18 protein-coding genes and 1 pseudogene are annotated in these 23,768 nt (G+C 58.9%); 3 read left to right on the top strand and 16 right to left on the bottom strand.

The features are described from left to right. Positions 1-179 precede the first annotated feature (179 nt). Genes AC5ZG5_RS41995 through AC5ZG5_RS41985 form a run of 3 tightly spaced genes read right to left on the bottom strand, consistent with a single transcriptional unit; the run spans position 180 to position 4,071 of the window. Positions 180-1,331 (bottom strand): glycoside hydrolase family protein, encoded by a 1,152-nt coding sequence (locus AC5ZG5_RS41995; RefSeq protein ID WP_456645730.1) that lies wholly within the window; start codon positions 1,329-1,331, stop codon positions 180-182. A gap of 55 nt (positions 1,332-1,386) precedes the next feature. Continuing rightward, on the bottom strand, positions 1,387-2,817 hold the full coding sequence (locus AC5ZG5_RS41990; protein ID WP_456645729.1) for an MFS transporter: 1,431 nt from the start codon (positions 2,815-2,817) through the stop codon (positions 1,387-1,389). Positions 2,818-2,868: 51 nt separating this feature from the next. Continuing rightward, positions 2,869-4,071 (bottom strand): CaiB/BaiF CoA transferase family protein, encoded by a 1,203-nt coding sequence (locus AC5ZG5_RS41985; protein WP_456645728.1) that lies wholly within the window; start codon positions 4,069-4,071, stop codon positions 2,869-2,871. 270 nt (positions 4,072-4,341) lie between these two features. Here AC5ZG5_RS41985 and AC5ZG5_RS41980 point away from each other — a divergent pair, with 270 nt between their 5' ends. Continuing rightward, positions 4,342-5,433: a LacI family DNA-binding transcriptional regulator gene (locus AC5ZG5_RS41980; protein WP_456645727.1), complete on the top strand. Its 1,092-nt coding sequence runs from the start codon at positions 4,342-4,344 to the stop codon at positions 5,431-5,433. A gap of 86 nt (positions 5,434-5,519) precedes the next feature. Next, positions 5,520-6,302 (top strand): enoyl-CoA hydratase-related protein, encoded by a 783-nt coding sequence (locus AC5ZG5_RS41975; protein WP_456645726.1) that lies wholly within the window; start codon positions 5,520-5,522, stop codon positions 6,300-6,302. 1,036 nt (positions 6,303-7,338) lie between these two features. Here the strand turns inward: AC5ZG5_RS41975 and nodU are convergent. The 5 genes and pseudogenes from nodU to AC5ZG5_RS41950 form a co-directional block, all read right to left on the bottom strand. Next, positions 7,339-9,016 (bottom strand): annotated as a pseudogene (gene nodU, locus AC5ZG5_RS41970) (nodulation protein NodU). A gap of 437 nt (positions 9,017-9,453) precedes the next feature. Beyond that, on the bottom strand, positions 9,454-9,732 hold the full coding sequence (locus AC5ZG5_RS41965; RefSeq protein WP_456645725.1) for a hypothetical protein: 279 nt from the start codon (positions 9,730-9,732) through the stop codon (positions 9,454-9,456). A 307-nt stretch (positions 9,733-10,039) separates the two neighbouring features. Beyond that, complete coding sequence (locus AC5ZG5_RS41960; RefSeq protein WP_456645724.1) at positions 10,040-11,818, bottom strand: FAD-dependent oxidoreductase; 1,779 nt, start codon at positions 11,816-11,818, stop codon at positions 10,040-10,042. A gap of 28 nt (positions 11,819-11,846) precedes the next feature. After that, a complete protein-coding gene (locus tag AC5ZG5_RS41955) occupies positions 11,847-12,677 on the bottom strand; it encodes a phosphoenolpyruvate hydrolase family protein (RefSeq protein WP_456645723.1) in 831 nt (276 codons plus the stop codon). A gap of 4 nt (positions 12,678-12,681) precedes the next feature. Beyond that, a complete protein-coding gene (locus tag AC5ZG5_RS41950; RefSeq protein WP_456645722.1) occupies positions 12,682-13,839 on the bottom strand; it encodes a Tm-1-like ATP-binding domain-containing protein in 1,158 nt (385 codons plus the stop codon). A gap of 307 nt (positions 13,840-14,146) precedes the next feature. Here AC5ZG5_RS41950 and AC5ZG5_RS41945 point away from each other — a divergent pair, with 307 nt between their 5' ends. Beyond that, on the top strand, positions 14,147-14,656 hold the full coding sequence (locus AC5ZG5_RS41945; RefSeq protein WP_456645721.1) for a hypothetical protein: 510 nt from the start codon (positions 14,147-14,149) through the stop codon (positions 14,654-14,656). A gap of 10 nt (positions 14,657-14,666) precedes the next feature. On the opposite strand, the gene AC5ZG5_RS41940 is transcribed toward AC5ZG5_RS41945, so the two are convergent. The 8 genes from AC5ZG5_RS41940 to AC5ZG5_RS41905 form a co-directional block, all read right to left on the bottom strand. Then, complete coding sequence (locus tag AC5ZG5_RS41940) at positions 14,667-16,343, bottom strand: phosphoenolpyruvate hydrolase family protein (RefSeq protein ID WP_456645720.1); 1,677 nt, start codon at positions 16,341-16,343, stop codon at positions 14,667-14,669. Positions 16,344-16,474: 131 nt separating this feature from the next. Continuing rightward, the gene (locus tag AC5ZG5_RS41935; RefSeq protein WP_456645719.1) at positions 16,475-17,587 is read right to left on the bottom strand and encodes an ABC transporter ATP-binding protein; all 1,113 of its coding nucleotides are present in this window, start codon (positions 17,585-17,587) and stop codon (positions 16,475-16,477) included. Next, a complete protein-coding gene (locus tag AC5ZG5_RS41930; protein WP_456645718.1) occupies positions 17,587-18,414 on the bottom strand; it encodes an HAD-IIA family hydrolase in 828 nt (275 codons plus the stop codon). The genes AC5ZG5_RS41935 and AC5ZG5_RS41930 overlap by 1 nt, the downstream gene beginning before the upstream one ends. Then, positions 18,407-19,177 (bottom strand): SDR family NAD(P)-dependent oxidoreductase, encoded by a 771-nt coding sequence (locus tag AC5ZG5_RS41925; protein ID WP_456645717.1) that lies wholly within the window; start codon positions 19,175-19,177, stop codon positions 18,407-18,409. The genes AC5ZG5_RS41930 and AC5ZG5_RS41925 overlap by 8 nt, the downstream gene beginning before the upstream one ends. Next, positions 19,174-20,115, bottom strand: coding sequence for a ribokinase (locus AC5ZG5_RS41920; RefSeq protein ID WP_456645716.1), 942 nt, complete (start codon positions 20,113-20,115; stop codon positions 19,174-19,176). Before AC5ZG5_RS41920 ends, AC5ZG5_RS41925 begins: the two co-directional genes overlap by 4 nt. Beyond that, entirely contained in the window at positions 20,112-20,972 is an 861-nt protein-coding gene (locus AC5ZG5_RS41915) for a carbohydrate ABC transporter permease (RefSeq protein ID WP_456645715.1), read from the bottom strand. The genes AC5ZG5_RS41920 and AC5ZG5_RS41915 overlap by 4 nt, the downstream gene beginning before the upstream one ends. Before the next feature lie 11 nt (positions 20,973-20,983). Beyond that, positions 20,984-21,946, bottom strand: a complete 963-nt coding sequence (locus AC5ZG5_RS41910; protein WP_456645714.1) for a carbohydrate ABC transporter permease — start codon at positions 21,944-21,946, stop codon at positions 20,984-20,986. A gap of 56 nt (positions 21,947-22,002) precedes the next feature. Next, the gene (locus AC5ZG5_RS41905) at positions 22,003-23,388 is read right to left on the bottom strand and encodes an ABC transporter substrate-binding protein (RefSeq protein WP_456645713.1); all 1,386 of its coding nucleotides are present in this window, start codon (positions 23,386-23,388) and stop codon (positions 22,003-22,005) included. Positions 23,389-23,768 lie beyond the last annotated feature (380 nt).

Genomic DNA, 23,768 nt, shown 5'->3' with positions numbered 1-23,768 from the left:
ACAGCACTGCCCCGCGGCGAGGCTCCTCGTGGATCGAACTCGTCTCAGTTCTGCGCCACGTAGAAGCTTTTCTGCGGGACTGCGGTGACGTCGGTGACATCCCGACCTGAGAGCAACCCGCCGTTTTTTGGCTAAATCCGAGACGGCTTTCGGAGCTTGCAACGCCCGGCGCATCTTCATTAGATCCGGCCGGCCGGCACTAGCCCCGTCAGAATGGCAAGACATTCAAACAGGAAGTAACTACCGAAGATCAGCTCGACGTTCTGCGCCGCGTCGATGTCGCGCGCGACCGCTTGTCGAGTGAAGCACCCACTCGTGAGTATTCCGGGCGGGCGCTGGTCACTGGAGCCGACCGGGGTCAGGTACTCCGCGATCAGCTGCATCACGGTACGTTCGGCGAATTCTCTGTACTTGGCGCCCTCGTTAGGGCCAAGTCCGGATGCCAGCCGCAATGCCGCTGCCGCGGCGATGGCCGTGGCGGCGGTATCTCTGCTCGTGTTCGGGATTGCCGGATCGTCGAAGTCCCAGTAGGCAACCAGGTCCGCGGGAACATGGTCGATCCACCAGTCCAGCACCCGTATCGCGTATTCGCGCCACAAGGGCTCCTTTGGGCGAACCATGGCGGCGTGGGCGGTGTACAGCATCGCCCATCCCTGCGCACGTGCCCAGGTGCTGACATCGCTGTATCCCTTGTGTGTATGCGTCCTGAGTACCTCACCGGTGTGCGGGTCGAGCGTGGATGATTGGATGACCGAATCATCCGGACGCAAATGGATTTCGAGCACCCGCCGCATGTGAGCGTTGGCGACCTCCTCCATCAAAGATTCGCCCAGCTGGTCTGAGGCCCAGTAAAGCAGGGTTGTGGCCTGGAGCGAATCGATGCTGGACTCGGCGGCCCCGACAGCGCTGGCCTCTTCGGCATCGGTGCCCAATGGGATTAGTCCCAGGCGCGGATCGAACATTTCCTGCAGCGACCTTGCCGCTGTGAGTGCGACCCCGCGCGCGGTTTCATCTCCGAGGAGGATGCTTCCGAGCGCGGCACCGTGATAGAAGCCGAAGCCCTTGAAGGCCGTCCGGCGTTGGGCGCGCGGCAGCATCCGACGCAGGGCGGCATGCGCATCAGCGATCGGAAACCGCCCTGGAGCAGCCAGATGCGCGAGCCAAAGCTCACCGACAAACGCCCCGCCAGTCCAATCACCATCGGGCGTGAACGTCCATTGTCCGTCCTCGGTGCGCGCCCAGTGCGGCAGGCCTGAAGTTGCAGCGCCCCAGGTCTGGGCAATACGCGCCAGCATGCGTTCGCGCGCGGAGAGATAGTCGCTTCTCGACATGGTTTGACTCCAACAAAGATCCTTTGCGCCCGCGGAGTAGGTAGGCTGACGGCGTTCAGCTGCCGATGTAGACGCGGCCGCGTTCCTTGGCGATGTGATAGACCACCACGCTCAGCAGCGCGATGAACGATCCGTAGATGGGGAACATCCAGGCCATGTGCTCGCGTTGCAACCACACCAGCAGATACGGTGAGGTCCCGCCAAACAACGAGACGCCGAGCGCATAGCCGAGGGCAACCCCGGTGGTCCGCACGGCACGCGGCATCAGCGTGGTCGCGATGAAGTTGTAGAGCGCCATGTTGAAGCCCACGATGGCGCCGCCGAACACCGTGACGAGGAAAAACGTGGAGATGCTCTTCTCGGAGTAGACCAGTGTCAGGAAGAAGCACGGGATGAGCAGCAGGCGCAGCAGCGTGAACGCGCGCGAGGGTCGCGCCTTGTCCGCGAAGGCGCCTACGTGCGGGGCGGCGAGCATCCAGGTCACGCCCATCACCGTCATGATTCCGTACACCCAGGTGCTGTTCTCATTGAACACTGTATTGGCCATGTTGGGCAGACCCGTGTTCCATGCGTAGTTCGCGATCTGCACCGACCCGATCACCAGGATGACGGCGAGCAGCGAGAGCCGCACGCTCCAGAGTGTCTTCCACACACCGCCAGTGGTCTCCTGAATGCGCGACAATTCATCTTGGCGATGCATAGCGCGATTGATCAAGGTTTCCGGCAAGGTTCTGCGCAGATAGATGATCAGCAAGCCAAGCAGGCCGCCGACCGCAAAGGGTAGACGCCAGGCCCACTCGCGCATCGCCTCGGGGGCCACCGAAGCACTCACCAAAAAGGCGACCATGCTGGATCCGAGGTTGCCCAGCTGGATGAACGTACCACCGATGAGGCCGAGATAACGCCCTTCCTTGCCTGGTGGTGCCAGTTCGATCGCGATGGCGTTGGCGACACCTGCCTCAGCGCCGGTTGCGAGTCCTTGAATCAGTCGAATAAGAAGCAACACCACGGCCGCCGTGACGCCGATGTCCTTGTAAGTCGGCAAGACGGAGATCAGCAGCGAGCAAAACGCCATTGCTGTCACCGAGATCATCATCACCCGTTTATGGCTGATGCGATCTGCGACTGGACCGAGCAAGGCCGCGCCCAGCGGCCGCGCGAAGAAGCCCGCCCCGTACACGGCCAGTGCCGCGAGCAGCGAGGTGGTGGGATCACTGGACGGGAAGAAGTGCGGCGACAGAAACGCCGCCATCACGCCGTAGACGTTCCAGTCGTACCACTCCAGGGCTACGCCTCCGCCCAGACCAGCGGTCATTGTCTTGCTGGCAACTTGATTCTCAAGCTGGATGGGTACGGGACTGGGGTGAACGAGGGTGTTCATGTCCCCGCTGAGCGGTGTTTCCGCTTGCGCAGCCGTCGAAGAGCAAACGTCACCAGAAGCGCCGCCGAGAAAACGCGCGCGCGCAAGCTCATGTCCCGTTCCCACGGTTTCCTCCTCTTTCCAAAGCGCGCTTCTGAGAGAAGCTTATGTTCTTGTTTAATGATGAGACGTCACGGCGCCGACGACGCCCTTGTCGTAGAGATGTTTCAGTTGCCGGGCGTCGTAGCCCAGCTCCTTTAGGATCTCTTCCGTTTGCGCGCCGAGCTGCTGCGGTGGCAAACGTACTTCCGGCAGCTTCCCGTCGTAGCGCACCGGATGGCTGACAAGCGTGATCGGGGCCCCCGTCGCGCCAGTGACGACCTGAAAATTCCTATTGTGCGCGACCTGCGGATCGGCAACGACCTGCGCATAGTCATTGACTGGCGCGTGCCAAATTCCACGCGTTTCGAACAGGACAATGCATTCCGCTGTCGTACGGTTGGCGACATTGGCCGCGATCGCAGCCGAAGCTTCGTCGCGCCGGCGATACGCGTCCTTGTCAGGAATACGCTGATTCGCAGGAAGGCCGAGCGCTTCTGAGAGCGCATCAAGCGATCCGAGAGAGATCGCGATATGGCCATCGCGCGTCGCATAGATGCCGTAAGGTGCCTCGTAGTACCAACCGGCGACTGGTCCCGGCTGACGCACATCATCTGGCCTTTGGCCATTCAGGTAACAGGTAAAAGATTCCATCTGCAGGTCGAGCGCAGCCGACAGCAGGCTGACATCAACCCGGCACCCCTGCCCCGTGCGCGCTTTCCTCACCAAGGCCGCCAAGATCCCAGCCGCAAACAACGCAGCGCCATGATGATCAATGGCCGAAACGCCCACGGCCCGCGGACCCTGCTCGCGGCTTCCGGTGATCATCGCTAGTCCCGATAGCGCCTGGATCAACAGATCCTGGCCCGGGCGATTGATGTAGGGTCCGTCAGGACCATAGCCGGAGGCTGCAGCGTAGATGATCTGAGGATTGATCTTTCTTGCATTCTCATAGCCAAGACCAAGCTTGTCGAGCACGCCGGGGCGAAAGTTCTCTGTGATCACATCTGATGTTGCGATCAGCCTTTTGGCGATCGCAACGGCTTCGGGCTTCTTGAGGTCGAGCGCTATGCTGCGCTTGTTGCGGTTTCCCGTGAGAAGCAACATGGATTGGCCGTCGACCCGTTTGTCCGCCCCGCCCCATTTCCGCTGAAAGGCACCATCGGGCGGCTCCACCGCGATCACGTCCGCGCCGAGATCGGCGAGAAACTGCACGCCGACCGGACCCATCAGAAAATGATTGAAGCTCAGGACACGAATGCCCCTCAGAAGATCGACCATACGGCCTTGCCCTTGTCCTTCCTAATGCAGAGGTATTTTAGTACTGCATTTATGAAATCGATTTCAGGATACACCTTCTTCAGGACTGGAGTCAAGCGGGTTGAAAGCTGGGAAGGCCGGCGGCCCACCATCATCCAATTCAGTAAACGCACAGCGCGCATTCAAGAATAACGCGGATCGCGCGCACGCCGGGCTTGAGAAGGTTGCCGTCAGGATGGTTTAAACCTCACCGAAAGACACTTCCCTTCTTCGCTTGATTGACCAGAGCAGATGGACAAGAAGCCTGTAATCGACCCCAAAGGCCGCCAGCACCCTCGCGTGAAGATCGAGGACGTTGCGCGAAAGGCAAATGTCTCGCCGGCAACGGTGTCTCGGGTGCTCAATCACCCGGAAATCGTCAGGCCGGAGCTGCGCGATAAAGTGATGCGGCATATCGCGGACCTGTCCTATACGCCCGATAGCGCGGCCAGGGCCTTGAAATCGGGACGTATGCGGACGATTGGCATGATCGTTCCGACGCTAGCGCTCGGCATCTTCGCCGAAGGCGTGGAAGCGCTACAGAACCGCCTCAGCGAAAGCGGCTATACGCTGTTCATTGCAAATTCCCAATACGACCAACGGCGTGAATTCCAGGAGATGCAGAGCCTTATCGACCGCGGCATCGACGGGATCGTGCTGGTCGGAGGCTCGCACGGACGTGAACTTAGGGCGCTGATCGAACAGGCCGGCGTGCCCGTGATTACGACCTATGTTTCCAAAGCGCCTGGCGGCATTCCGGCGATCGGTATCGATAACGAGAGCGCCACCCGTGACATGACCGAATATCTCATCAGACTTGGACATGTCCGTTTCGGAGCGATTGCCAACGTTGTTCCTGCGTCCAACGACCGATCCCGCGCCAGGCTCGAGGGCATTCAGCGCGCCCTGTCTGACGCGGGCATCCCGCTCAAGCCGACCCAGATCATCAGGGCAGACTACTCGCTTGCCCAAGGCCGCAGCGCGCTCCGGCAACTGCTCGCTGACCACCCGGATACGACGGCGGTGATCTGCACGACCGATACACTCGCCATTGGCGCAATGGCGGAAGCCCGCAAAATGGCACTGAGCGTGCCGGGCGCCCTTTCCATCACGGGATTCGACGACGTTGAGCTCGCGGCCCAGACGGACCCGCCGCTGACGACGGTCAGCGTTCCGGCAGCGGAAATCGGCCGTGGCGCGGCCGACTACCTGATCAATGCCATCGCTGGAAGCCCGGTTCCGCGAAGCGTCTTGTTGCCCTATCGGCTGGTCATGCGATCATCGACAGCGCCCCCACGGCCGAGCGAACGTCCCCAGAGGCGGCAGCGACCCAGGAATCAGTAATCGCAGGGGAAGTGCAGGCGCGACCATTGTTGTGAAAACGATTTCAGTATAGACCATATTGCCCGGTTTGTTTTCAGGAGAAGCTAATGACCGCGAAGCCCGACCTCATTCTGTCGACGTCACCTCAGCCCCACGTCCGCCTTTTGACATTGAACAGGACGTCCAAACGAAACGCATTGAGCAATGAGCTGATCGCGGAGCTTGCGGGCGCCTGCCACAACGCCGCTCTCGATGACGATGTCCGCTGCGTCGTCCTTTGCGGGAGCGAAGCCTTCTTTTCGGCCGGAGCCGACATTAAGGAAATGCAGCAGCGCGGGTTTGAGGCGATCGACAATTCCGGGCGGCGCAGCGCATGGCGGGAAATCGCCAATTTCCCCAAGCCACTTATCGCTGCCGTTGAGGGGATTTGCTTTGGCGGGGGCCACGAACTCGCGATGCTCGCCGATATCGTCATTGCAGGCGAAGGCGCGCTGTTCGGTCAGCCTGAGATCAACATCGGAATTTTGCCAGGCGACGGCGCGACCCAACGTTTGACACGCGTGGCAGGTAAATCGTTGGCGATGCTGATGATCCTAACCGGCCAATCCATTTCGGCCCATACAGCGAGACAGGCTGGCCTGGTCGCCGAAGTTGTCGAGAACGGCAAGGCACAGGCGCGAGCACTGGAAATCGCAGATATCATCGCACACAAGCCGCCGCGTTCGGCAGAACTCGCCAAGGCGGCCGTTCTCGCCGCCTTTCAGACCACACTCGATGCGGGCCTGGAATTCGAACGGCAAGCGATCCGCTACGCATTCGCCACGTCCGACCAACAGGAAGGATTGAACGCCTTCTTCGGGAAGCGATCGCCGAACTATCGGGGGAATTAGAACAATCCAACTGAAAGGGACGACAGAAGTTCGGCAGCGAGCGAAAGCGTGTTCCGGAGGATTTCCATCGAGCATCGGCGGAGAGTGGCTGTACTCCTCGAGCCGGCGAGTGACCGCAGAAGAAAACCACTTCGCTCGGCCAACTGCTTCGCTGACAAGCTCAGCATGCCGCAGGCGGCGGGCAGTTGCATCCCGGTGAGCCTCCATGGGGCTGTGTGCCGGGCCGAGACTTTTTCGTTGTGCACGTCCTCCAAATGCCCAACCATTCGCGAACGCTACCGTCACAGCCGTGCAGCGGTACCAGCGATAACCCCCTCTGACTGTCGTAGCCGGTGCTCGACCTTGTCATGCGCCCCTGTGTCGACCGAGACCGCCCGCCCTTTGAGAGCAGTATCGCGCTCCCTTCATGGAATGGATCCATCCACTCTTCGACCATAGATTGGTGATCTTCGGGTGCCTTCCTTGCGCTCGCGAGTCTCGCGACGCGACCGTCGGAACTGCCGTTTCATAGCAACCCACTGGCAATCTGAATCAGAGCGCTGTAGCGTTCCACGTCAACCTTAAGGGCCTTCCAGCAGTTATGTTCTTCGGTGATGTCGAGTATGACCTCGAGAACGCATTCCGGTTTACCGGATCTGTCCAGTAATACCTCCGGCCCGACTGTAGGTCCAGCGCAAGGCTCCATTCGAATCGATAATGCGAAATTCACTATCGCGCCAACGATCCATTGAGTATCCGCTGCCGGCGGCTCGCCCGGCGGCGAGGAGGCGCATGCCGCGGGCCAGGCGCGAGCGGGCGCAATCGCGGATTTCCGATCATGAATGGTCTGCTCGCTGTGTCAGGCAGTACGAGGCCAACCATAAGCGCAATCGTGCTTTTGCCCGCACCGTTCGGTCAGCTGGAGCAGTCTGCCGGCGCAACGGCCAGCGACAGCCGGTCGACAGCGATCTTCTCGCCATATTGTCTCTTACGTCGACAAGGTCGATTGCGACCATGACGATGTGCTCATTTTAAAGACACGCTCAGCGGCAATAGCTCAGTTGTAAGCCTTCTTGGTCCAGAGCCGGCCATCGCACCATACGTGATCAACGCGTCCCCACTGGCAGGCTGCTGCGACATCCGGGAAGAAACCACGTCCATGGTGGTTGGCACTCGTAGTTGCATAGCAGCGGAATGCCCGTGAGTTTTTCGCATTCGACGAGCAGCTCGGCAACTTTGTGCTGAGACGTTCTGGCAATAGTCTGCAGTCGGGCAGATCCGTCGAGGTGTACAACGGCGGGGATCTTGTCGCGCCATTCCGCCCGTGTCTGATGATCGAACAGCATGTAAGGATCCGCCGTTCCGGGGCTGAAAATGTCCGGCGCACGGTCCTCCAGGCATATCGGCGCCACTGGCCGGAAGTGTTCGCGAAGTTTGATGTCATTGAGATAGTCCTTCATTCCCGGCGATGTAGCGGCTGCGAGAATGCTTCTGCCACCCAATGCCCGTGGTCCGAGCTCGGCGCGCCCGGCGAGGAATATCACGGGCTTATTGCTGGCGAGAATCGTCGCAAGTTCGCGCATGCTGCACGGCGCGCTCTCCCATTCGGGCGGGGCTTCACTGGGTCGCAGGGCCGGGCCACTGTAGACCGACCATTCCAGCGGCACGAAGCCTTTGTCCACCGCCATTGCGCAGCAAGCGGCACCAATTGCCGAGCCGCTGTCATTCGGAAACGGCGGCACCCAGACAGCATCGAACAGGCCGGTCGCACGTAGTGCACTGTTCCATTTGATATTGAGACCGCAGCCACCGGCTATGCACAAATTGCGCGATCCCGGAAGATACGAATGCCGCTGCAAGACAATGGCCATTTCCCGGATGAGCATACGCTCTAGGAACACATGAAACGATGCAAGTACATCTTCGGCTCGCTTGCCGTTTAGTCGGAGCTCGCTCGCGTCACAGAAGTCGTGCGTAGCCGCAAGTGACGACTGGGCGCTGCTGATCTCCGCACGGTAACGGCGAGCCTGGTCCGTGTCGGCCGCAAAGCGCTGCTCGTAGAGCTCCTGAAACACCGTCACGATCTCTTCATCAGCAGACCCCAGTGCGATGTAGGCCATCAGCTTGCCGGCCACACCTAGATCCCAGCTGGTGCGATTCGCCTGCCTGTAAGGTCCGAAATGATGGCCAGCGACAGCATAGGCATGGCCTATTATCGGAAACAGGCATTCGATGAACCGCGCGCCGCTGCGTTCTACATGGTAGAGACGTGGAACGATGCTGCCGTCCCATACAAGGCAGAAGGCAGGTTGTCCGACCTTGGCAAATGGGCTCGTGCAGTATGCGGAGGTCACATGGGCAGTGACGTGCGGATAGCTCCTATAAGGAAAGACCCTGCCCTCGAGCATTAGGCCAAAGCCGTCGCGCGAAATGAGGAGGCCCTCGGGATGCCGTTCAAGATACGGTGCTCCTTTGAGAGTGATTGGCGCCGCACCACTGAGGACCTCGAACTGCGATTCGACCTCCCCGAGCCAACCGTCGATGACGAACTGATCAACATCCCGCGGATCCAAACCGTGCTCCGCCAAGACGGCGACAATTGCATCGAGATTGTCAATGGGATGATACCGCAGATTGTTGCCCCGCTTCTCCTGCTCGACACAAAAGACAAGTCGTCCGTCTTCGACAAGAGCAATCGCTCCGTCATGCGACAGTTTGATACCGCAGATGCGCATAAACGTGCCTCCTGTCGACCTCGTCCGTAGCGCGGTGCAGGATTCGAGCCAGCGCAAACCAGAGGAACCTGGTCGCGTTTTTCTGGCCGAATGTCGCGTTCGCAAGCAAGTTGGTGTGTTCCAGACATCGGAGGCGTTTGGTTTCGCACAGCAGCACGCGTTGCGTCCGCCGAGCAACTTTCGAACTGCCGCAAGCACGCCGGCCGCTGGTAGATCAAGGCGACCAATGAGTTGAGAGTCGCAGCAAAACACTCCTGAGCGATCCTTCGGCCTCGGCAATTTCCCAAGTGGCACCGAGCGCGCCCGTAAAAGGGTCGAGGGTTTGACGATGAAGGAGAGGACAATGTGTCGGGGCAATCTGTCCGGCACTGCGCGCCGCGTGAGCTTGGGGCCACGATGTCGTTGCCGAACCTGTCAATCAACCTGTTGGAATCTCCTCAGTCCGATAGGAGAACAGGGCTCCTGCGATATTGGGGATCGCGATGTAGTGTCTTCGCTACCACGCATGGCGACCATGCGGCCGACAGCGACTCGAGCGTCAGTTTCGCCATCCCCAGGACTAATACGCTCAGGCGCACGCCGGCGTCGTCAATGAGAGGATCCTGGCCGGGATGAGCGGCTGCAAATCTTTCCGGATGAGCCAGAGGAATCGATTGCTTGCCGCCTTTCACTCTATCGAGCACAAAGCACACCTTTTCGCCGACGAGCAGCGTCAACTTGCCCGTTCAAGGGAGCCGAGGCGGATCTTCGGACTTGGAGATCCTGTAGCACCCCGATCGAAGGGCCGAACTCTCACTCGAGTGCGCGGATCGAGGCATAGATCCTCGCATGTTGGTCGTGGGCTCCGTGGTGGAAGTTTAGCCTGAACGTATCTGCGCCGGAAAACGTAGAGAGCGCGGATCATTTCGGGCCGCAAGCGCAACCAAAGGTTGCGACAATTTGGCATGGCGCGCACGACCCATCCCGCCCCTCTTCGCACGACCGAGGACATGGCCATCACCACCGAAACCAGTGCCTTGACGGTCAAGCTCCTGAAGCCGCGGCTTTATGCGCGTGATGAGCGGATAGCAGGATGCTGTTGACGGCGCGGTATGCGAAGACAATTGCCGGACCGATTGTGATGCCTGCTCCGGGATAAATTCCACGCATCGGCGAGGTCATGTCATTGCCACACGCGTAGAGACCTGGGATTGGTCTGTGTTCTGCGTCCAAGACTTTCCCGTAAGTATCGGTTGCCAACCCGGTCGCCGTGCCGAGCGTTGCCGCAACGATCGGCAGCGCGACAAACGGGCCGTTTCGGATCGGTCCAAGATTTGGATTTTTCGTTCCCACGGCCGGATCACCTAGCGTACGATTGAAGGCCGATTCACCACGTTTGAAGAGCGGATCGCGTCCTTCGGCAGCGTGCGCGTTGTGTTCCTCGACGGTCCTTTGAAGCTCCGCTGGGTCTAGCCCCATCTGCTTCGCGAGCTCCGGAATCGTTCGGCCCACCTTGATATAGCCAAGGCGTGCATATTTTCCGATGCTCAAGGTCCAGGGCCAAGGCAGCAAATGTCCCATGCCTCTCAGTCGGACGAAGTCTTGGTCACAGACGAAGTAGAACCGCTTGTCTACCGGATATCCGTTTCCAAACATTGCCAGGCAGATGTCATGGTACGAATTGGATTCGTTAACGAAACGTCGAGCATTTGGCCCCACCGCGATGACACCGGGGCGACCGCGGTCGAGCCAGCCGTACGGGACAACTTGCGACTGGCTGCCGCTCTTCAGGATTGACACTGGCGTCCAGAAGCCAGCCGAAGCGACATCATTGTCAATCGCGGCTCCGAGCTTCGTCGCAAGCCCAATGCCGTCGCCGGTGACATCGGGATGGGCCAGCGTGTCGTTATGCTGGTGCCAGCCGCTTAGCTCTGCTCTCAGTTGCGCGTTGCGGGCAAAGCCACCCGTTGCGAGGATGACCGCATGCGAAGCGCGCACGCGAATGTCGGAATCGATCAGTTTGACACTGGCGCCCGTGACGCGCCCCGCTTCTTTGATGAGCTCTACAAGGGGAGACGCCGGCCATATCTCTACGCCATACTTGCGCAAGCTCACCAGCAAGCGCGCAAGCAAGGCGTTGCCTCCACTGAGCTCAGTGCCACGCCTGTAACGCAACCGATCCCGTGCGTAGCGGCTCACGCGACGCAAGACATGCTTGAGCGAAGCAAACGATTGGAACGGGTTTAAGAAGCTTCTCACCTCGCCGGATGAGATCATCATTCCCCCGAGCACAACACGAATGGGGTCGCCTATCAGATCGAAGTCGGTGCCGAGAAGCCGTCCATCATAGGGTGCAGGGCTGAGTGCCCGGCCCTTATCAACTCCGCCGACCTGGCTGGAGTGATAATCGGGCGCCGAGGCCAGCGTGAACTTGACCTCTGTCCCGTTCTCGAGCGCGGCGAGAGCAGCTGGGCCGTCCTCAAGATAGGCATCAATGAAGTCTGGCCGATAGTAGTTGCCAAGTTCATGCTGCAGATAGGTCCTGGCCTTCGCAAGCGAATCATCAATTTTCGCGGACCGCGCCTGGGGCGTACAGGGAATCCAGATCATGCCATTCGACAGGGCCGTCGTCCCCCCGAGCCGCGGGGATTTTTCACATACGGTCACGCGAAGTCCGGCCTTTGCCGCGTAGAGCGCCGCCGAAAGCCCGGCCGCACCGCTACCGATCACGAGGACATCTGTCTCCCAATCATGATCCGACCTGCCCCCTCGCGGGAATGCCACTGTCTTATGTTTGCCTGATTGGTTGGTCGGCTTGTCCATTCCAGCCTCGCTGCAAGCCCGATGAACGTCAGTGATCTCGCCGAAGCGGGACAGCTTTGAATTCTTCTGTCGCCGCCTTCACTGCCCGTTCAATTGGAATTCTTTCGATGGAGGAAGCGCCAACAAAGCCGACGCACTGCGTCGAGCGATAGACGTCGAACGTATCCTGCGGCTCTGCGATTGCTCCACCATGGCAAAGGAGGATGACGTCCGATCGGACCGCTTTAGCCGCCGCGTTGATCTCGTTAATGCGTCTGATCGCCTCCTCTATGGACTGCCCCTCCTCATGACCCACGAGCCCGCCGCGGGTTGCGCCGACATGTGGGACGATGCAGTCGGCTCCGCTACTTGCCATCGCTTTGGCGTCTTCCGGGCTCGCGACATAGGCAAGCGAGAAGATGTTCTTCTTGCGGGCAGCCGCGATCATCTCGAGTTCGCGTTCGAAGCCGAGCCCCACGCGGCCGCGGCGATCACGCCATTTCTCGCCCATGGTAGAGATGGTCGGGTAGTTGATCACGCCGGAGAAGCCGGCCGCCCAGAACCTGTCCAGAAGGGCATCAAGGTCGAGCCGGACAGGATCCCACGCCTCGACGCCGCCTATGACAGGAACGGAAGACACGACGTTGCGGATTTCTACCGCAAGCTCCAGCGTGCGTGCGTTGGAGTCGCCGATCCGGCTGGTGGGAAGCCCCATGAGCCGCGAAAGCCCGGTGCTGTAGACCACCAGCATGTCGGCTCCCCCGAGGACGGCGCATTTCGCGACCAAACCGCAGCTGCTCGCAGCGGCAAGAACCGCTTTTGCTTCCTTTACCTGTCCCGCGATTTTGGAAAGTATCTCGGTTCGCTCAAACATCCGCATCGCATCAGTCTCCTTCCCGCAACCGTTTCAGGATCCACCTCGCGGCAGCGTCGGCGAATTCGGGATCGTTGATGTGACAGTTCAATTCTTGGCACGGGATGGTCGGCGGGAGTTTTTTCTTGACCGCATCGAGCCAGGCGCTGCCAGCATCGGCATCACGAAAAATGCCGCCTTCGCGGTCGTAATCGGAAACGCCTTTCGCCGGCCAAAGGACGATTGCAGGCCCCTGCGCTTGCGATAGCCGCTCGGCTGTGAGCCGGCCGATGCTCGCGGTCTCCGACGCCGTTGTGCGCATGAGGGTCGTGTAGGGTGTATGGGAATAGAATTGACGTCCCCGAAATTGATCAGGGACGCTGGATGGCGAGCCAAAGTTGACCATATCGACCGCGCCAGGCGCGATCACTTGCGGGATCAAGCGGCGCGAAGCCGACTTGAGCCGATCCGGACCGGCGCTGGCGGTGCCCCCAACGATTTCGTCAGCCAGCTCCGTTGTGGTTAGATCAAAGACGGCGTCGAATTCGCCGGCCGCGATAAGCTGCTCCATTTTGCGGCCGCCAGCTCCGTTGGCCGGAAATACGATCGCGTCGACACCGGCTTTGGCAAGGCGCGCCATACACTGATTTGCGGCCGGCGTCGTAACTCCGAAGGCCGTGATCGCAACAATCTTCTTTTTCCGCGCATGCGTGGCAGGCGCATAACGCATCGCCGCGATGGCCCTGCCCGCATTCTCCAGGACCCTTGCGGTAAAGGTGTTGATGCCGAAGAGATCGACCAAGGTCGGATAGAGGATGATGTCGTTATGGACTGCCAATTCGGCGAGCAGCGTCGGCCTGGCGCTACTGACCAGAAGCTTGGGGAAGCCATAGGGCAAATCAGACACCACTTCGCCGAAAACTGCGCTCCCCTTGCCGCCCGCAACACCAACGATGGCGCTGATAGTCCCTGTTGTCTGGAGGTCGCCAACTTTTGCGCGGGTCCTTGCGGCGATTTCTTTCAAAAGCCCGGCGGGCGAGGCGACGCGAGCGCTGTGACCATCGGCTTGTTTAGACCCGCCAGCCGCCGTCGGGGTGCCGACGTCGATTAGGAGGGACTTGCGGCCGCACGCCTCGATGATTTCCGACAGGAAAGACGCTTCGCGGCCTTTGGTATCCAGCGTGGCCACGATGGCGACGGCGCCCGTGGTCGTGGCTGCAGCGGCAACCTCCGACGGGCTACCATCCCGGATCGACGTCTGGTCGTCCGTGCAATGGTGAGGCACGATCTTCCTCCCGGACCATTCTTAGCACCAGATGCTCTAGACCGGGCTGTACGTGCGTATAAGATCGGTGAAACGTCGGGATGGGTAAGATTGGGTAGAAGTCGTGAAAGGGACAGTCATAGGCAAGCTTGCCCCACACCTGTCGGCCACACCTAAAGGCGCATACCTGGAAATCTATGCGCCGTCTTTGCGTCACCTTCCAGGAGGCTCCATGCTCGTCATGGCAACCTTGCCTATCATTGACTGGAACGACTGCCTTTTGCGAGACTTGCGTACCATTCGAAAGAGGACATCCGCTCGCGTCTATGCGGCGATGGTCATGATCGATCCATTCGCGTGCTGGGAGGATTTTGCCGACTCATTGAAGGATGCGGGGATCTCCGGCGTAGTGAATTTCCCCCCCGCATCCATGATCGAGCGATCGATTGGTGGTGTACCGATTGATGCCGGACGGGAGCTCGAACTTCGGCGCATGGAATGGTTCGCCAGCCAGGGATTCAAGGCCTTGTTCGCCGCCGTTAACGATTCTGAAATTACAGCGGCGGAGCGCAGGCTCGGCTCCCATCTGGAGGGCATCGTCTATTTTCCGCCAGAAACTCTCAAGCTGACGATTAGCGAGGACATGGAGCTGATAAGCCATGGCAGCGAGCACGGCTCGTCGGTGCCGAAGCTTGCGCTCTTGGATGGGATCGTATCGAAGCGGCCGGTCCGAAAAAATTGACGAGCGCAAGCTATTCCAGTATCCGCAATTTCTTGATCTTGTTGTACAAGGTCTTTCTTGAAAGCCCCAGGGAGCGGGCGGTCTTGCCGCGGTGAAGCCTGTTTCGTTTCAAGCCTTCGATGATCCACTCGCGCTCCGAGAACGGCGCTCTGGGCTTGCCGGGCGAAGACGCTTTCAGCAACGGCTTTAATACGTCCGCGGTGATATGGGTATCTGGCAGCGTCACCAGCTGATTGACGATCAGGCGCAATTCCCTGAGGTTGCCGGACCAATGATGGCCAGCGAGCGCCAAGAATGCCGAGTTTTCAATGGCGAGCGTTTGCGCGTTCGAATCTCCCTTGGCCTCTACGGCGAAATGTTGAACCAGTTGAGGAAGGTCCTCCAGCCGGTCCGGCAAAGCTGGGAGCGCAATGTCGAGCCCGGCAAACAAGGCGAGAAGCCGGGGACATAGCACAGTTTCCAGCCCCGCTCCGCGAGCAACCGTCGCAGTCGCAATTATTCGTGCAGTGGACCGCAGAACAGAGATGCCATTCAAGGGCGTGAAGTTGCCGGTCTCGAGGTAGTCTGCAAGACGCTCCTGCCCTTCGCGCGAAAGCTGATCGAGATGCAACAACAATATGGCAGTATCGCTTGCACTTTCCAGGGCGGATAATTGGCGTCTCCTGTTCTCACGCTCCGCGCCGAACAACGCACCGACCGTATCGATCGCTAGCCCCCTGCGACAATGAAACAGCACGGCGTTCGAGTGCCTACGGTCGCTAAAGGCATGGACCAAGCCGGCTATCCTCCGTTTGCCTGAGCCGGGCTCGCCCCAAACGAGCACAGGATTAGGATTCCTAGCCAGCCGCTTTGCGGTCTCGAGCACGCGCTTTATGGCCGACGACTGCGCTATCACTCCGTGCCTATACCCGCTCAACTGAAGCTGACGCTCAAGAAGGTCGACCTTCTCCCGCAACAAATGAATGGTCTTGAAGCCCGAAGTCACCTCAAGGACCGACATTTCCAACGGTACGCGGTCCAGCGAAGAGCCTCCGATGAATCCTCGGATACCGGTTTCGCGGCAGACATCCAGCAATTCGTCGGGTTTCGTTATCGGTCCGCCGCCAAGCAGGCAGATAACGCTTTTATCGATGGATTGAGCGACGCGTGCAACAGCGCTCGTGCGCGCAGCAAGCTCCGATAAGCTGATCGATGGATCAGATTCGGTTTCGAGGCCGCGATTGAGATTGAAGTTGATGCAGATGGCCTCAGCGCCCGCTTCAACCATGCGTCTTGCTTCCGATTGGGTGCGCGTATAGGCGATGGTCATAAGGCCGCGTTTTGCGGCCTTGACTAGAAGTTCGATTTCGCGGTCGTAGCCAAGACCGCAGTTCTCGAGCAACGACCTCCTGTAGTCATCGATGTGGACGATTGACGGGAAGTTGGTGACACCGGAAAAGCCCCATCTGATGATCCGGTCGAGCCAGCGGTCGATATCTAGTTGTGGATCGAACGCACAGGCCCCCAAAAATACGGGCAATTTGGTGCTAGGCAGGATCTCGGTCCGGCCGAAACCGGCTACGAACTCGTTGCTATTGCGAATAGGAAGTATCGAGGCCGGCGAAGATCCGCCCATAGCCCGAAAGCGGCCCGCATTGAGGGCGAGAACGAAATCTGCGCCCGCTCGTTCGGCCGCTCTCGCGGTCATGCCAGATCCGATTCCCGCCCCAAGCACAAACGAACGGGAGTCGCGGAAGAACTGCCTGATACCGCCGGCCTTCACCTGGTCCGTCCGTGTCTGCATACCGAGCCCGCATCCTGCACGGCAGGTAACGAAACTTAGCTCCAATTCGCGGGCGCGTGCAACCGTCGTAGTGCTTTTCCATTCGCCATGAAGAGGTGGCAGTCTGCCGGAGAGGCAGCAAGACGAATTTTGCCGGCCCTCTTGAGTGGCTCGGGCTTAGGCGCCCTTGCGACCACTGCTTCGTTTCCAGCGTTGCCATATATGTAGGTGACGCTGCCGAGATGCTCGACAAAGTCGACCTCGAGCTCGATTGCGATTTCCTTCTTCGAAGCAGAGGATGGAGAGAAATCATCCGGCCTAATTCCCAGCGTGATGGGTTTGCCGACGAGCAATTTATCCGGTTGGACGGGGACGGATACTGTCGTACCCGCATCCAGTCTGACGTTCATGCCCGCCTCGTGCGCCGACTGGATTTCGCCGTTGAGGAAATTCATTTTAGGCGATCCAATAAACCCCGCCACAAATCGGGACGCCGGATTGTGGTAGAGATCATGCGGGCTGCCGACCTGCTCGATATTGCCGTCCTTAAGAACGACGATCTTGTCGGCCATGGTCATCGCTTCGACCTGGTCGTGAGTGACATAGATCATTGTGTTGCCGAGCTGCTTGTGCAGCTTGGCAATCTGGACCCGCATTTGCACCCGCAATTCCGTATCCAAGTTCGACAGCGGTTCGTCAAACAGGAACACCTTGGGCTCGCGCACAATCGCCCGGCCGATCGCAACGCGCTGGCGCTGCCCGCCTGAGAGTTGTCGCGGTTTACGATCCAACAGATGATCGATCTGCAATAGTAACGCAGTTTCAACGACCCTGGTATCGATCTCGGCTCTCGCAACTTTGGCCATACGAAGAGGGAACGCGAGGTTCTGTCGGACGGTCATATGCGGATAGAGGGCGTAACTCTGAAACACCATCCCAAGGTTGCGGTCAGCCGCGTCGACATCGTTGATAACCTCGTCGTCGATCAGCAGCCGCCCTCCGCTCATTCGCTCCAGCCCTCCGATCATTCTCAGAAGAGTAGACTTGCCCGACCCCGATGGTCCGACGAACACGACGAATTCGCCATGATCTATGATCAGGTCTATATTGCGTAGGACCTGGATAGTCCCATACGCTTTGTTGACTCCTTCCAGGCGAACATCGGCCATCATGCTCTCCTCTGCCGGGGGCTTCCGACTATCGCAGCCGGTACCTCGATGTCCCGCAGACTGGACACGATGAAATCCGGCGGCATCAATGATGGGTCCTCGCGTGCCGGCACGCCGGTCGTGACCAGCACGGTCGGAAGACCCGCCCGCTTCCCGGCCTGAATATCCGTCTGGATCTGGTCGCCGATGAGCAATGTGGAGCTGCGAGCCGTTCGCAGGCGCGTGAGTGCGGTCTCGATCATATGAGCCTCGGGTTTACCAACGATCAGGGGTTTCACTTGCGTGGCAGCAGCTACGGCTGTGATCGTTGCTCCTGCGCCCGGCTCGAAGCCGTTGGCGGTCGGCAAGAGGAGATCAGGGTTGGTGCCAATAAAGGCGGCTCCGTTCAAGATCGCCTCGACGGCAGTCCGCATCTTGTCATGCGTGATCTGACGATCGAGTCCCATTACCACGACCTCGGGGTTTCGATCGGTAACCTCGAGATCGACGTCGGCGATCGCCTTCACAAGGGACGGCGCGCCGATGACATATACGCGGCTTGCATCCGGGTATTTCGCGCGGATGAGCTGCGCGGCGGTGATGGCGCTCGTCACCACATCTTTTGGCTCGATGGCAAGCCCGAACGTCCCCAGTTTGTGGACGACATCCTCCGGGGTGTACGTTGAATTGTTTGTTACAAAGCAGAACGGCAATCCGCCCGCCTGCCATCGGCCAAATGTCTGTATAGCATCCGCAAACGCGACATTGCCGCGATAGACGACGCCATCCAGATCCGAAATGATCCCTTCGATTGGCGGCCAGTTGAGGTAAGATCCTGCTTCAGCCATTCATCAGCATCCCGCCATTCACGTGAACGATCTGGCCTGTGATGTAAGCAGCCGCAGGGCTAGCGAGGAAAACGGCAAGTCCGGCGATGTCTTCGGGCACTCCCACCCTTCCCAAGGGGATCCGGCCACTATGGCGCGCTTCGGTCTCCTGCCGCGGACGCCCATGCATCGGAGTATCGATGATCCCAGGCGCAATTGCATTGACATTGATGTTAAGGGGCGCGCATTCGTACGCGAGCAGTTTCGTAACGTCGTGAACGATCGCCTTGGATAAGCAGTAGTCGGCTCCGCCGGCCTGGTAGTTGAAGACTGCCCCCTGCGAGGACAGCGATGAGCCAACATTGACGATGCGTCCCCCCTTACTTTTCAGGAAGCGCTCGACGGCCAATTTTGAGCAGCGCAGCACAGCAACCGAGTTGATCTTGATGGTACGCTCAATTTTCTCCGCATTGCCGTTCAGGAGCGGCTGGGCAGATTTTATCCCCGCGTTATTGACCAGCACATCGAGCCGGCCAAAGTGTTTGGCAACTTCATCGAGGGCTCTGGCGACGTCCTCTTCGCGCGCGACGTCCATGGCCAAGGGCAGTATGCCATTGCCATAGGGCAATCTTGCCAGAGTGTCTCTGAGGGTATCCAGATTGGTATCGGCGGCAAAGACGTTCGCGCCTCCTCGGCGAAACGCATTCGCAATGGCAGAGCCGATGCCCCCGCCGGCCCCGGTTATGAGCACCGTTCTATCTGACACTGAGAACTGTTCGGTCATTCCAACTCCAAGATGGTTTGGGACTTTAGAAACTCGTCAACCGCCTGGGCGGTCGGCATGGAGCTTTGAGCCCCGTGTCGCGTCACACACAAGGCTGCAACGGCCAGCGCCTTCCTCACTGCTTCCCTTAGAGGCAGCGTTTGGGCGAGTGATGCGGCGAATGCGCCGTTAAAAGCGTCCCCTGCGGCTGTGGTATCGACCACCTTCACTGGGAAGGCTCGCAGCGCAAAAGAGCTATTTGCATCGGCATAAAAGGCCCCCTGCGCACCCAAGGTGATCAGTGCGGCATTCGGCCCGAGATCAAGGAGCTTCGCGGCCGCCCCCGCGGCACTATCGAAGTCATAGACCTCGATCCCCGTCAGCTCGAAAGCTTCCGTCTGGTTCGGCGTGACGAAATCGACACTTCTCCACGCCGCCGATGAAAGCCCCGGCCTCACCGGCGCCGGGTTGAAGATAAGCTCGAAACCTTTGTCGCACTTCATCTCGAAGAGCCGATTGAGCGCAGGTATCGGCATGCCCATCTCGGCCACGACGATCGCGTCGCGCTCTATGAATTCAGCCGCGCTCTCGATCATTTCTGCCGTTACGTTAAGATTGGCGCCAGGATCTATGACGATCATATTAGAGCCATCGTCCCCGACCATAACCAGGGCTGAGCCCGACACTTCTCCCGCACAGATCTTGATCGCATCCGTGCAAACGCCGGCGTCAATTAGCGAGCGCAACAGCGAGTGACCGGCGTCGTCATTCCCGAGATGCGTGTAGAACTGGGGCCGAAGTCCAAGCCGGGCGGCTGCAACGGCCTGATTGGCACCTTTGCCTCCCGGGTGGCGGGTCAATGTGCCCATCAGGCTTTCACCGGGCATCGGAAGTCGCTCGACATTGAAGCAGAGGTCGAGATTCGTCGTTCCGAAGAACATCAATGGCCGGGCAGTCATTTTACGGCACCGAAGGTAAGACCACGTTCAAGATGACGTTGACCGATGATGATCAGAATAACGGGCACTATCATGGTCACGACCAAGCCTGCGGCCATGACCGGATAGAACTGCACGCCCGGATTGAGCAGCTTGAGGAGAGCGACAGTGACCGGTGCCTTGGTGGAACTGAGGATCAGACCGAGTGCGAAGTTGTGCCACGCGAGCAGGAAGATCAGCAGCGAGGCACCGATCAGACCAGGCTTCAAGAGCGGAACCACGATGTGCACGACAACCCGGAATGGTTTCGCGCCATCCATGGCGGCCGCCTCCTCGATGTCCTTCGGGATATCCTCAATGTAGGAGCGGCTGAGCCAGATGATCATCGGCAGCGTAATGACCTGGTATACCCAAATCATGCCGAAATAAGTGTCATAGAGTCCAACCGTCTGGAACACGTTGAACAGGGGAATCAGGACCAGCAACACCGGCGCGAAGCGGAATCCAAGAATAAAGAAAGCAATGTCCTCTTTTAAGGGTATGTCCCGCCTCGCCAGCACGTAACCGGCAGGCACTCCCGCGAGCAAAGAGATGATGACGGATCCGAGCGCTATGACGACGCTGTTAATTATCGGCGTTAGGAAATCCACCTTGATGGTGCCGTAGCTGGTCGAGCCGGCCTGCGCGACATCGAACAAGACGCGAAAGTTTTCCAGGGTTGGTGAGAAGACGAAACTCGGCGGCCAGGCCATAACCTCGGCCTGCTGCTTCAACGACATCAACACGATCCAGACAAGTGGAAAGGTGAGGATCACCGCGCAGAGGCCGACGAGCAGGTTAAGGACCAAATTGGTCCACGTCGAGCGTTTGACGCGCATGCGCTTCCCCTTCAGCTTACGCGATGCCGAACGAAGCGCCACAACTTGATCATGGCGAACGTTGCGACCAGCACGATCATCCAATTGACCACCATAAGGGCGGCCCCACGCCCAAAGGCAAGATTTTGGAACGCGGTGATATAGGCCCGCACCGAAAGTACGGCGGTACTGTTGCCGGGCCCTCCCTGTGTTGTCCCAAAGATGATATCGAATTGATTGAGAGATTCGATCAGCCGAAATACTGCGGCGATCAAGATGTACGGAGCGACGAGCGGCAGCTCGATGTGCAGGAAGGTTGCCCAACCCTTCGCGCCATTGACCCGTGCGGCCTCGGTCACGTCATCGGTGATGCCCTGTAGGCCGGCGAAGATGATCAGCGCGAAGAATGGCGTATAGGTCCATACGTCAATGAGGATCAGGGAGATCATTGCGGTGCCGGGGTCCGAAATCCAAGGAAGTGCGCCGATTCCGGCAAGTGACAGCAAATAGTTCATGATCCCTTTTTGCGGGTCTATCATTGTCGTCCACATGAGCGCTACGCTCATTGGCGGCAGGACTAATGGCAGTAGGATTACGGGACGCATCAGACGCGCAAGGAAGACTTCTGTCGCGAACAACTTTGCAAGTGCCAGTCCGAACGCGGCCTCCATGAATACCGCCGAGGCGGCGTAAACGAGGGTCGCACGAACGCTGTTCCAGAAATCATCTGTCTTGATCAGTGCCGCGTAATTGTCGAAGCCGATGAAGCGGACCAGCGGCCGACCAAATTTGAGGTCGGTGAGCGACTGAAAGACCCCATAGAAGAACAGGAAAAGAAATCCGACTAGAATGATGATAGCCGGAGCGATCGCGACAATGCTCCACCAATTCAAAGCTGATTCGTCGGCGTTACCTACCAGCTCATCTTTCGACGATGTAAGTTGGTTGGCAGAAGACGGCAAGGTCACGAGTCCGTCGAATCCGCGAAGGTCCATCTCATTACATCTCTAAGGTCTAAGGGGCGGCAGTTACGACTGCCCCCTTTTACGGTTTACATGGACGAACGGATTTCTGAAGCGAGGTCAACGAGCGTGGTCTTGATATCCGCTCCATTGACCATCTTCTGCATAGCGACAGCCCAAGCGTTCATCGCTTCGCTGAATCCGACACGGGCGGTAAAGGCCAATGCCGCCCTGTCCTGCACTTTCTTAAACGTGTCGAGGAAGTTGTTGAACTCCGGCTTTGCTGCATATTCGACCCAGGTCTTGTCGGCCCACGTCGATGCGCGCGGGGAGTTCACGAGCTTGCCGGCAACAGCGCCGTTCAGATCAACCTGCTTTGAGGTTGCCCATTGGATGAACAGCCAGGCTGCTCCCTTCTTCTTGGAAGCGGCGTTCATCGCTAGCGACCATATCCAGATGTTGGAATCGAAGTCTTTGCCGTTCGGAGCGCGCAAGGGGGGTGCGAATGCGATCTTACCTGAGGCCGGCTTGCCGGCCACGTCGTTCCAAAAGCCAAACATGTTGGAATCGATTGCCATCGCCGTGCGTCCTGAGTTGATGCCATCGACCACTTGATACCAGTTGTCGTTAGCAAAGGACGGAGCCGCGCACTTCTTGATCATGTCCACATAGTCCTTGTGGAAGGCGATCGACTCAGGTGAGTCCAGACCCGTGTCCAGCTTGCCGTCCTTAATGACGAAATCATGCACTCCGTAAGATTTGGCAATCGAGATCGCAGCCGTGTGGATGCTGCTCCAAAAGCGTACGCCGCGGACGCCCAACGGCGTGAGTGCGTGATCCGCAGCTTTTAGCTTTGCGCATGCGGCGGACATCTCCGGCGGAGTTGTCGGCACCTTGATGCCGAATTTGTCGAGGATGTCCTTACGGTAGAATAGCTGGATGTTCTCGAAGCCGTGCGGAATGGCCCACACCCGACCGCTTCCCGCTTCGATCTGCCCATCTGTCACTTTCCAGGTCAGCGCATCCCGCAGCGCGGGAAAGAAATCCTTGTAGTCATAGTTTGATGCGGTCAGTTTCGGATCAGTCAGATAGCGATCGAGCGGCTCGAGCAACTGGCCTGGCGCAAGATCCCAGGCTGGCTGAATCCCCGTCCCCACGACGTCCCAAGTCGGAGATTTTGTGCTCAGTTGGATCGTTAGCTTATTCCAATAAGCGTCGTCCGGATAAAGCTCAGGCGTCACCTTGATACCGGTTAGCTTTTCGAACTCCGGCAATTGAGCCGCGACGGCGTCAGCATAGGGATGAATGTCGTATGCCCAGACGATCGAACTACCTTCGAACTGCCTCCAGTTGACGTCGTCTGCTTTGGCTTGCTGAAGGGGAATGGCCGCTCCGGTCAGAAGCGTCGAGCAAATAAGAGCGCCTCTGGCAAAATTCGCCGAATGGCCGCAAAAAGCAGCGAGCTTCCTTGGCATGCTTCCCTCCCATGGGCTCTTTGGCCCGTACGCCCACGCGCCCTCCTCTTCCAGGGCCGCAGTGCCGAGCAGGCTACCTGCCTTTTTTCGTCTTAAGTGGGCTTTCCAACCGAAGTTGGGTAAGGTTGAGTAACGTCGGACACTTCGGCATTTCAGCAGAAGGGGAGAATAAACGCGGATCAGCAAGCAGACCGAGCCAAACCGGGGTTGAAGTTGCAGGCTACGTCGCAACCTGTCGATTCATGTTGCACAATTCCGGTCTTAATTCTGATCCGTGCAGTTATACGGCTCCTTCCCCACTTTATCGTAACCGGCATGAGGCCCCCACCTAGCCATCCTTCGGCTTGCGCGCGATACAGCCTGGCATGAGCGGATCGGTG

Source organism: Bradyrhizobium sp. Ses1 (assembly GCF_059512365.1).
Note: the sequence above shows the minus strand (reverse complement) of the source record. Positions and strands in the feature narration are given on the sequence as shown.